This window comes from Mesorhizobium sp. M1163, from assembly GCF_040318415.1.
Taxonomy (GTDB): Bacteria; Pseudomonadota; Alphaproteobacteria; order Rhizobiales; family Rhizobiaceae; genus Mesorhizobium.
Map to the genome: position 1 here is coordinate 1 of NZ_JAMYMF010000081.1, position 8,964 is coordinate 8,964.

General features: G+C 61.0%; 5 protein-coding genes and 2 pseudogenes. 6 read left to right on the forward strand and 1 reads right to left on the reverse strand.

Annotated features, from left to right (window positions below):
- Positions 1–198: 198 nt before the first annotated feature.
- A pseudogene (locus NKH43_RS34640) lies at positions 199–459 on the forward strand (transposase); the annotation flags it as partial.
- A gap of 56 nt (positions 460–515) precedes the next feature.
- Positions 516–784, forward strand: a pseudogene (locus NKH43_RS34645) (IS256 family transposase); the annotation flags it as partial.
- On the opposite strand, the gene NKH43_RS34650 reads toward NKH43_RS34645, so the two are convergent.
- Positions 708–2,456 (reverse strand): CocE/NonD family hydrolase, encoded by a 1,749-nt coding sequence (locus NKH43_RS34650; protein WP_502906541.1) that lies wholly within the window; start codon positions 2,454–2,456, stop codon positions 708–710. The pseudogene NKH43_RS34645 and the gene NKH43_RS34650 overlap by 77 nt on opposite strands.
- Positions 2,457–3,038: 582 nt before the next feature.
- On the opposite strand from NKH43_RS34650, the gene NKH43_RS34655 reads away from it, so the two are divergent.
- Genes NKH43_RS34655 through NKH43_RS34670 form a run of 4 tightly spaced genes read left to right on the forward strand, consistent with a single transcriptional unit; the run spans position 3,039 to position 8,085 of the window.
- The gene (locus NKH43_RS34655) at positions 3,039–4,619 is read left to right on the forward strand and encodes an ABC transporter substrate-binding protein (RefSeq protein ID WP_352861968.1); all 1,581 of its coding nucleotides are present in this window, start codon (positions 3,039–3,041) and stop codon (positions 4,617–4,619) included.
- A gap of 16 nt (positions 4,620–4,635) precedes the next feature.
- Complete coding sequence (locus tag NKH43_RS34660) at positions 4,636–5,595, forward strand: ABC transporter permease (protein WP_352861970.1); 960 nt, start codon at positions 4,636–4,638, stop codon at positions 5,593–5,595.
- Between the two features lie 10 nt (positions 5,596–5,605).
- On the forward strand, positions 5,606–6,430 hold the full coding sequence (locus NKH43_RS34665; RefSeq protein ID WP_352861972.1) for an ABC transporter permease: 825 nt from the start codon (positions 5,606–5,608) through the stop codon (positions 6,428–6,430).
- Positions 6,430–8,085: an ABC transporter ATP-binding protein gene (locus NKH43_RS34670; protein WP_352861974.1), complete on the forward strand. Its 1,656-nt coding sequence runs from the start codon at positions 6,430–6,432 to the stop codon at positions 8,083–8,085. The genes NKH43_RS34665 and NKH43_RS34670 overlap by 1 nt, the downstream gene beginning before the upstream one ends.
- Positions 8,086–8,964: the final 879 nt, after the last annotated feature.

Genomic DNA, 8,964 nt, shown 5'->3' on the forward strand with positions numbered 1-8,964 from the left:
GCAGGATGCATATTACACACTAGGCGGACCGGCGACCCTCCCTAAATACGGTTGACGAGTGTGCGCTTTCCGTGGATCGCGTTAGATCAGTGCAGGAAAGCGGCGACGTTTCTGCTGTTCGCGCACAGTATGCGGCTCCACAGCGCTGATGGGGCCAAATTGTCTTAACTGAGAGAGGAGGTTTTCTGGTCAGGGCAGTATTCGGCCGAAGAGAATATCCGCATCTGCTGGAAGGTTGCACGGCGACAAATCGATCGCCGCATGGTGCCGCCGCGAGGGGTTTTGATAGCTTGCATTATAACTGGTCGAAAGAGTTTCTGGAGGCCGGCAAGAAGCGGCTTGCCGGCGACACAGCACGCGCCGCCACCAGCGACGAGGTCAAGGTACTGCGTCGTGAGACCCGCGACCTGAAGGAGGTGAGTCGCCGAGCAGGCGCCGGAGCTTCGGATATTAAAAAAGGGACTGTCAGGAATTCCATGTGGGAGGCGGGCATAATGGGTAAAGGCATTCCCACCGTGAGCCGACGCAACGAACCTGCGATACCGAATGATCTTTTCGACCAGCTTCTGGCAGGAGGCGCGGTCAGTGCTGCCTTCGAACAAGGCGGCGCGCTGGGTAGGCTGACATAGGCTACCGAGCGCGCGCGCTGAGCGCGGAGATGGATCATCATTTGGCGAGCGGCGAAGACGCAGGCAACTGCGTAACAGTTATCGGCGCCTCAGAGACCTCGCAGCCTGAGCCCGGTGAACTGCGGGGCGAGATTCACTGGCTGCGACAGGCAGCAGTATGAAGGACGGGAACTCTGCGCAGTGGTGCACAGTGTTATGGGCGACGACCCATTCCATTTCGTCCCAGTTGTTACCCCCTGTGTTCAGGTTCCGATCGAAGCGAGGAAACGCGGAACTTGAGATATCAAGCCGGATTCGATGGCCGGGCGGGAACCAGTTGCTGGTCGCATCCAGGTCGACCTCGATTCGATAGACTTCTCCCGGATTCATCATCAGCGCCCGATCGAGACCTTCGCGGTACCGAACGCGGAGTATCCCGTCTACTACGTCAACCGCACGTCCGTCCGGATGCACGTCCAGGAGCCTAGCCACGAAGTCGGTGTCTAATGCCGAAGAAGAGACGAACAGGACCGCCTTGACGAACCCGGTAACTTCCACGCCCTCTTCGAGGAACTCGGACGTAAAGCATAGAACGTCTTGACGGAGTTCGATTTCTTGGTAATCCCGTGGGCCTAACGTCGTCCCAACTGCGTTGCCACCGTCAGCCCCCAAAGACGGCACCGGATTCCCGGGGTCATGAACGAATGTGTCGGCCGACTGGTCGCCAGAAGGTGGACCGACGTCGAGCGCGCCGTCGCCAAGGCGAGTGTTGGCATTTCCACAGCTGCGCAGGAACCAGCGCTGTAGTTCCGTCCCGGCTGGCGGCCATTCTGACGCGGCGCGCCACTCGTTGCGACCCATCACGTAGTACTGGACGCGGGGCATTCCCTTGATCCGATCGGGCTTCTCCTTCAGCCAGGCGTCGAACCAGTCCAGGTAGATCTGCCAGCAATCCAGGCGCGCGTCGCCAAGCTCGCGCTCGCCGACGACCGTCGGGGCTTCAAGTCTCGAGGTGCCACAATGCGTAGCTGGCGAGAGAATGATGTGCTGGTGCTCACGAGCCGCAGGGCTCGCGCCCTGCGAGCTGAATACCCGCTGCTGATGGAGCGCGTCGGCCGCGCCGACGTCATACCACGAGTTCACGAACAGAGCTGGGACGTCGATTACGGAGTCCTCGCGAAGGAACCCCATCCGATCAAACCAAGGGTCTCCAGGGTCGCGCGAGACCCAGTCCTCCCAATCAGTCGGCGGGGAGCCGATGCTTTTGAGGATGTCGATGACTGGCAGCGACGCAAACGCCCGCTTGTACTCCTCGTCGGTCTTCGGTTGCGGCCGGGAACGATCCTTGCCATGGGATTGATGAAAGTGGGGCACCCAGCCGGCTAACTCCACGGCCCCGCCCAGGCGCGACCCGCACAGGCGCAAGTCCCCTAGGCGGTGTCGATCTCCAGACATCGAACCGCCCGCCCCTTCCACGATCGCACACCGATGAGCCGGATGGCACAGCTGAGCAAGAACGACTTGGGTGATTCCGAGCGCGGAGCAACCGTAAGTGCCGACCCGCCCCGTCGACCATGGCTGCGACGCGATCCAGGAGAGCGTGTCGTATCCGTCCTTCGCGTCGTGCTCGAGGAGCGCGAAATGGCCCCCAGAATCAAAGAGTCCGCGAAGTTCCTGCACAACCACTGCATAGCCCTGCGCCGCCAACGTCATTGCTGCTGGGTTGCTGGGTTGGGGCGGCCGGTATGCGGCCTTGCCGTACTTCGTCCGGATCAATATTGAGGACACCTCGCCGGGGTATCCGACGGGCCGATAGACATCCGTCGCAAGTTCAACGCCGTCGCGCATTGGAACGCGCAGCCCAGTTTGCAGAACCACTTCATAACGCGGCGCCAACAACGGCTTCGGCCCAAGTCTAGAAGACACAGCGGACTCCCCTCATTATCGATAGTGACTCGAAAACTCCCATCAGAAGTCGGTCCGTTCCGACGAGCTGGCACTCTGGCCTCATTTAATGAACATAGTGGCAGGCACGGGCGCACTTTGCGCAATTGTTGTCCCATTAGCGCAGGGAACCAGCGTTTCTGGTCGCCTGCGCACGTGACGATCGCTTAGCGCGGACGGCCGGAGATGTCGCATGCTAGATCAACACGTCAATCGCCCACGCGTTGGAAGGCACTCTCCGAGCAGGGAGCAGTGGGCAAGGCGCGCCGCCCACCTCCTGGTTGGATATCCACGGCGTCCCTGTGGGCTAACTCTTCGGTGGCAATCGCCGCCTTTCGTGCGTAAGCGGGGATAAAACGAGGATTTCCTGCGTGGATAGAGGATTGTTCTCGCACGGCGGCATACTGACGCTGGTAAAGTTACCAAACCAGAGCCTGCATTGTCTGCCCCAGGGCAACACAACACTATGGAATGAGGAGGATATCAATGTCGCAGGAACTCGACTATCTCAGCCGCCGCGTTGCTGCGGGCCGGCTGAGCCGACGTGAATTTCTCGGCCGTGCGACGGCGCTCGGCGTCTCAGCGACGTTCGCCAGTTCACTCCTCGCCAGCGCTGCGCGCGCCCAGGGGCCGGTCCGCGGCGGCATCATCAAGGGCGGCCTCTATGGTGGTGAGGCGACCCAAAGCCTCGATCCGGCGACTTTAGCGGCGTTGGTAGGCAACTTCGCCAAAGTCTGGGGCGAGTATCTCGTGGCGCTGGCGCCCGACGGTGGGTTGGAGAATCGCATCGCCGAGGAAGTCGGCTCGTCCGGCGACGCCAAGGTCTGGACCTTCAAGATCCGCCAGGATGTAGAATTCCACAACGGCAAGACCGTGACGGCGAACGACGTGGTGGCGACGCTGGAGCGTCACTCCAACAAGGAATCGAAGTCCGGCGCGCTGGGCATCTTGCGCAACATTGAAAGCCTCAAGGCCGACGGCCGCGACGTCGTCATCACCCTCAAGGATCCGGACGCCGAGTTGCCCTTCCTGATGACCGATTATCATCTCATCATCCAGCCCAACGGCGGCAAGGACAATCCGGCCGAAGGCATCAGCGCAGGGCCCTACAAGGTGACCGTCAACGAGCCCGGCGTCCGCCACGGCGGCGAGCGCTTCGCCAATTTCTGGCAGCCCGACAAGATGGGCTTCGCCGACCAGGTCGAGATCTTGGCCATCAACGACAACACGGCCCGCATCTCCGCGCTGCAGTCCGGCCAGGTCCACATAATCGACAAGGTCGAGCCCAAGGTCGTCGATCTCATCAAGCGCGCGCCCAACCTGAAAGTCGAGGCCGTGTCGGGTCCCGGCCACTACGTTTTCATCATGTTCTGCGACACGGCGCCCTTCGACAATAACAATCTCAGGATGGCGCTCAAGCTCGCCATGGACCGGCAGGAGATGCTCGACAAGATCCTGCGCGGCTACGGCACGGTCGGCAACGACTTCCCGATCAATGCCTCGTATCGGCTTTTTCCCGAGGGGATAGAGCAGCGCACTTTCGATCCTGACAAGGCGGCCTTCCACTACAAGAAATCTGGTCACAGCGGCCCCATTCTTCTTCGAACCGCCAACGCCGGTTTCCCTGGAGCGATCGATGCAGCCCAGCTCTACCAGCAGAGCTGCGCCAAAGCCGGCATCACCCTCGAGGTCAAGCGCGAGCCTGACGACGGCTATGGGGAGGTCTGGTTAAAGCAGCCCTTCTGCACCTCCTACTGGTCCGGGCGCGCGACGCAGAGCCAGATGTACTCGACCGCCTATATCTCGAAGGCGCCCTGGAATGAAACGCACTTCTTCAACGAGAGGTTCGACAAGCTTCTCATCGAGGCGCGTGCCGAACTTAACGAGGACAAACGCAAGAACCTTTATCGCGAGATGGCCATCATCGTTCGCGATGAAGGCGGGACGATCTTGCCGATGTTCAATCAGTTCATCGACGCCATCTCCGACAAGGTCGGCGGCTATGGCGGTGGGCGCGACCAGCTGATGGACGGCTACGCGTTCGCCAAATGCTGGCTGATGGCCTGAGTTCGGCCTTGCAGAGATGTCTTCACCCATCCTGAAACTAATTTCCCAGCGCATTGCGCTGGGCATCCTCCTTTTGTTGGCCATTTCGGTCCTGATCTTCGCCGGCACCCAGATCCTGCCCGGCGACGTCGCGCAAGCCATTCTCGGACAGACGGCGACGTCAGAGGCGGTCGCCAATCTGCGCGAGCAGCTCGGGCTCAACGACCCAGCCTATATAAGGTATTTCCGCTGGCTCGGCGGCGTGGTTACCGGCGATCTCGGCACCGCCATGTCGAGCGGTCAGGATATTGCAACGTCGATCAAGGGGCGGTTGTGGAACACGCTGTTCCTGGCCTTCTGGGCGGCGGTCGTTGCCGTGCCGCTGGCGATCATCCTGGGCCTGATCGCGGTGCTCAATCGCAACGGCTGGGTCGACAAGCTAATCTCCGGCCTGGCGCTCGCCTCGACGTCCTTCCCTGAATTCTTCATCGGCTATGTGCTCGTCTATTTCTTCGCCGTGAAGTGGCAGATCTTCCCGAGTATCTCGCCTGTCTATCACGGGATGCCTTTCCTGGAACGCATGCAGGCCATTGCCTTGCCGGCGGCGGCGCTAACCCTGCTGGTGCTCGCCCCCATGATGCGCATGACGCGCGCCGCGATTCTCAATGTTATGCAGTCGGCCTATGTCGAGACGGCGGAATTGAAGGGCCTGTCGGCCTTTAACGTCATTCGCAGGCACGCCTTTCCGAATGCGATCGCGCCGATCATCAACGTCGTCATGCTCAACCTCGCTTACCTGATCGTTGGTGTGGTCGTCGTCGAAGTGATCTTCGTATATCCGGGCATGGGGCAATATCTCGTCGACCACGTCACCAAGCGCGACGTGCCCGTGGTGCAAGCGGTCGGCCTGATCTTTGCCGCCGTCTATATCAGCTTGAACATCATCGCGGACATTGCGGCGATCGTCGCCAATCCGCGTCTCAGACATCCCAAGTAACGGGGTGGGAATGCTAGCTGTCCAACGCATCCCCGTCCCCGCGCTGATCGGCCTGGCGCCGACGGCATTGTTCGTTCTTGTGGCGATCTTCGCACACTGGATCGCGCCGCACGGCTATGGCGAAATCGTCGGCGATGTCTGGGAGCCTATTTCGGCGACGCATTGGCTGGGCACCGATAATCTCGGCCGCGATCTCCTGTCGCGCATGATCTTCGGCGCCCGCGTCACCATTTTCATCGCCGTCTTGGCTACCGCGTTGTCCTTTTCGCTCGGAGCCATCCTCGGCTTCACCGCTGCGGTGGTCGGCGGCTGGCTCGACACGCTGATGTCGCGCTTCGTCGATCTATTGATGGCAATCCCGACTCTGATCTTCGCCCTGGTGGTGCTCTCGGTGCTGCCGTCGACCGTGATCACACTGATCCTGGTCATGGGCATTCTCGACTCGACCCGCGTCTACCGCCTGTCCCGGGCTATCGCTGTCGACATCAACGTTATGGATTATGTCGAAGCCGCCAAGCTGCGCGGCGAAGGCGAAGTCTGGATCATTTTCCGCGAGATCCTGCCCAATGCGCTCTCGCCGCTGATCTCGGAACTCGGCCTGCGCTTCATCAATGCCATCCTGTTTCTATCGGCGCTTTCCTTTCTCGGCCTTGGCGTGCAGCCGCCGGACGCCGACTGGGGCAGCATGGTCAAGGAAAACAAGGATGGCATCGTCTTCGGCATAGGCGCTGCCCTCATTCCGGCGGCGGCAATCGCGATGCTGGCGATTTCGGTCAATCTTGTCGCTGACTGGGTGCTCAACCGCACGACAAGCCTGAAGGGAGGACGCGGGTAATGGCGGACGATCATCCGAAGTCCGGCGTGCTGCTCGACATCCGCAACCTGCGCATCGAGGCGACGGCGTTCCCGCCGGGCGAGCCGCCGAAGAACATCGTGCTTGTGCACGACGTCTCGCTGAGGCTCGAGAAGGGCAAGGTGCTCGGCCTGATTGGCGAATCCGGCGCCGGCAAATCGACCATCGGCCTGTCGTCGATGGGTTATGGTCGCGGCGGCGTTCGCATTACCGGCGGCGAGGTTATCCTCAACGGCCGCGACATCCTGAAGGGCGGCAAGGAAGGCTTTCGAAAGCTGCGCGGCCGCGAGGTCTGCTATGTCGCGCAATCGGCGGCGGCGGCGTTCAACCCGGCGCACAGGCTGATGGACCAAGTGGTCGAGGCAGCGCTGTTGCACGGCATTGCGACGCGTGCCGAAGCCGAAAAACGCGCCATCGCGCTGTTCAAGACGCTCAGCCTGCCGAACCCAGAAAGCATCGGCGAACGCTTTCCGCACCAGGTATCGGGGGGCCAGTTGCAGCGCGTGATGACGGCGATGGCGCTGTGCTCCGAGCCCGACCTGATTGTCTTCGACGAGCCGACGACCGCACTCGACGTGACGACGCAGATCGACGTCTTAGCGGCGATCAAGGATGCCATCCGCGACACGCATGTCGCAGCGCTCTACATCACCCACGACCTTGCCGTCGTCGCCCAGGTCTCGGACGAGATCATGGTGCTGCGCCACGGCAAGATGGTCGAGCATGGCGAGACGCGGCAGATCATTGAAGCGCCGCGGATTGACTACACTAAGGCGCTAGTGGCGGTACGCTCGATCGAGCATGAAGAGAAGAAGCCGACGACGAAGCCGCTGCTGTCGGTCGAGAATGTCACTGCCGCTTATGGCGGCGGGCATCTCAAAGTTCTGCATGACGTCTCTTGTGAGGTCCACCCTGGCCACACCCTGGCTGTGGTCGGCGAGTCCGGCTCCGGCAAATCGACCCTCGCCCGTGTCATCACCGGGCTCACGCCGCCAATCGCTGGCAGCATCACGTTTGCGGGCCGAACACTGTCGCCCAGGCTTGCCGATCGCACGAAGGACGAGCTGCGCGAACTGCAGATGATTTACCAGATGGCCGACGTGGCGATGAACCCGCGCCAGACCGTCGGCACGATCATCGGCCGGCCGCTTGAATTCTATTTCGGCATACGCGGCCGCGAGCGCGACAAGCGCGTCGCCGAACTGCTCGATGAGATCGAGATGGGCAAGGGTTTCATCGACCGCTACCCAGCCGAACTGTCGGGTGGCGAGAAACAGCGCGTCTGCATCGCCCGCACGCTCGCGGCCAAGCCGAAGCTCATCATCTGTGACGAAGTGACCAGCGCGCTCGATCCGCTAGTCGCCAACGGCATCCTGAAGCTGCTGCTCACCCTACAGTCGATCGAGAACGTCGCCTATCTGTTCATCACCCACGACATCGCCACGGTGAAGGCGATCGCCGACTCGATTGCGGTGATGTATCGCGGCGAGGTGGTGCGCTACGGCTCCAAGACCGAGGTGCTTACCCCCCCCTTCGATGCTTATACAGACCTGCTACTCTCCTCCGTGACGGAGATGGAAATCGGCTGGCTGGAGCATTCGATCAAGGGACGGCGGATGGAAAGCGCGGGGAACTGAGCTTCAACCGAGTCCGGTAATGGCTCTATGAACCATGAACATGTCCGTCGTCAGGGAATTTGAGACAATTGGCACTCTGATTTAACGGAGGCTCTGGCGCGTCCCGAATATCATTTTAAGCGGCGTCTCTGCGGTGTCGTCTGCTCATCGCGCTCTGGCGCATGGTCACAATGGGGCGAGATCCCGCAGGGCGTCGCATTGAGCACGGCTGCGTAGCAAAGGACGAGAGCAAATCATCGGAGCCTGGGGCGTCGATCTCGCCGGGTTCCCAACGACCTGAGGCGGTGGCGACCGGCTTGGAAAATGGGCTTAGCAACGTAATTAAGAATGTTCCCGCCGCCCCGGAGCCTTGCTCGCGATGCGCATTACTGCATCATATTGGGGTGAGCACCCGCCGCATACAAGTACGCGAGAGCATGTCTCGCACCTGGCAGGCTTCCCTCGGCATCGACGCCCGCAACGATCGGATCCAAAGCTCCTCTCCGGCGCGCCGACTAATCAGCGCGGGTTGCTCCTCGTCATAAAATGGAGCAGCCCACAACGCAACGAGGCTATGGAACGGATGCAGAGGGGCATCCTCATACAAGTGCTTAGGCAACCTGCTGAAATCGTTGAGATCGGGATTCGCGTAATTAAATGGAAAGTACAGGTGCCTTCTCGCTCAAAGCTAGGCGCGACTTCCTTTGCGGCGGCGTTCAGCGCCGAGATCATTGTCGTAATCTTCCACCTCAGCCAGCACTCTGGGGCTTCTGTGCGTGGGCAGCAGAAGGACGCCGCTATCCTGCGCCGATACGAGGATGATCCACGGAAAGCGCACACTCGTCAACCGTATTTTAGGGGAGGGTCGCCGGTCCGCCTAGTGTGTAATATGCATCCTGA